The sequence below is a fragment of the Chryseobacterium sp. CG10_8 genome, assembly GCF_058117085.1.
Genome location: NZ_JBYVEB010000215.1, coordinates 1 through 1,875, shown reverse-complemented (window position 1 = coordinate 1,875; position 1,875 = coordinate 1). Strand labels below are relative to the sequence as shown.

Below are 1,875 nucleotides of genomic sequence, written 5' to 3'. Positions count from 1 at the left end.
AAAAAGTGAACTGAAAGTTCAATTTTCAACCAAACTGAGCCAATGCTTTTTCAATGAAGTAAACTTACAAATAAATTACGGAATTGAAAAGCAGTGGCGGCGACGAATATTCAAATTTTCAATTTGAGTATTCAAGCCCGCTTTTGCTAATACACTGTTAGCCGTAGTTTTTTTAAAAGTCAAGGATTTCCTCTCGTTTCATATTTTTTAGTTTTTCAAAATAATTATCATTATCAACATATTCTTTATAACAATATTCACAAAGTATATTTCTCTCACTTATCCATTTTTTTTCTGCATATTCAATTTTTCCGTTACAAATATCACAGTGTTCAAGATATTTATTTTCAGTTTTAGTGTTTTGAATGAATTTATATTCTCCTTTATCTGAACGAGCGTCTAATATATTTTCAAGCAAATAGCTGATTTCCATTTTTGCACCGTCTTGCAGAGTTACAAAATTTGCATAAGGATTTTCAGAACAAATTAATTTTAATGAATAGTATTCAGTAGAATAATTTTCACTTTTAGTCGCCTTTTCTAGGTTAGTTGGAAATATTGAAATCCCTGTTAATGTTTCGGAATGTAGAGTTAAATAATCTTCCTTGATTTTAAAGTCACAATATGTAAAATAAACATTACTAATTTCATTAATTATTTCTGCCCGAAAGTCATTAATTATTCTTTTTTTGAAATATTCAAATGAATTTTGGTCGGGTATATTTATCAGATTTACTTCTTGATATGGCATTTTGGTAAAATTACGGCTAACGAAAAAGTATTGCCGAAGAAGCGGGCTTTTTATAACTGAGATTTCAAAAGAAACACTTCCCGAAGCAAAAATTTTCCCCTTTTTCAAACTTACAATTTTTCTTTGGAAAAGGGAAAATTTTTGCGACTATTTTCACTAAACTCTCAAAGAATTCCTTCAACCCCGCTTTTTTGGCAATACTATGTTGGCAGAAGTGGTATTTTATTGTTTTATCAGAATCATTTCCATGGGAAAAGTACTTCCATTTAATGGCATATTTGGTGGATTTTGAACACCAGTTTGTTTATTAACCGTTACAACATGCTCTACATTAAACATCCTCATTTTAATTTGTGTTGGGGATAAACTCTCCAATAGTACTTTAAAATCTTTGTATTTTTTGTAATCTTCAAAGCCAATTGATGTGATTTGATTGTGACAATTTAGCGTGAATTGCACTCTAGGTCTATAGTCCATTGACAAATCATCAGTTGAAGTGTCCGCAATTAATATTTCATTTTCCCAATATTTGTAATAGCCAGCTAATCTATCCTCGTAATAATTATCATTTCCTGTTTGGCTAAAATGGTGTTTCTGCTTTATTAGGGTAAGTTGAAACTCCCGAGTTCCGTTTGTCCACTTCCAAGTTCCGACAAATTTATCCATTTCATTGGTAGTATCTTTCAGATAATAATTTGGACTGGTGTGGTTGTACATTTTATTGCATTCCAATAATGGAACGATGATATTCTGTGCTTTACAAGATAAAAAAGCAAAAGTTGTAAGCGTTAATATAATTATATTTTTCATTTTTTGATAATTTAAGGTTATTGACAAGCCGTTTTTTGTATGGTAACACCACCATCTGTAGAAGTTAGTTTTTTCCATTGGTTATCTTCATATTGATACAAAAAAATAGAATTAGAGCCAATTTTGCTACTACTCATCACTTTCATAAATAGTTTTTCCGCTTGGGCTGCGGTATAATCTATATTGGTTACCATTCCTGCTTCATTGGTGTAAACTCTATCTTCTGCAAGTTTTCTTCCCTCAGTTGTATCCAAATCCAGTCCATCAAATAGAGAGTCAAGATTTGCAAGGTCTTGTACTCTCAAAGCATAAAC

The 1,875-nt window shown here is 30.9% G+C and carries 3 protein-coding genes; all 3 read right to left on the bottom strand.

Going from position 1 to position 1,875, the window contains the following annotated elements:
• Positions 1-172: 172 nt before the first annotated feature.
• A complete protein-coding gene (locus AC4AGG_RS16300) occupies positions 173-859 on the bottom strand; it encodes a hypothetical protein (RefSeq protein WP_489773080.1) in 687 nt (228 codons plus the stop codon).
• 114 nt (positions 860-973) lie between these two features.
• The gene (locus AC4AGG_RS16295; RefSeq protein ID WP_489773079.1) at positions 974-1,561 is read right to left on the bottom strand and encodes a DUF6705 family protein; all 588 of its coding nucleotides are present in this window, start codon (positions 1,559-1,561) and stop codon (positions 974-976) included.
• A gap of 17 nt (positions 1,562-1,578) precedes the next feature.
• Positions 1,579-1,875: hypothetical protein (locus AC4AGG_RS16290; RefSeq protein ID WP_489773078.1), on the bottom strand; the 297-nt coding region annotated here is incomplete at its 5' end.

What these genes read in the sequence shown, in the direction of transcription:
- AC4AGG_RS16295 (WP_489773079.1), bottom strand. Translation starts at nt 1,561, where the DNA reads ATGAAAAATATAATTATATTAACGCTTACAACTTTTGCTTTTTTATCT.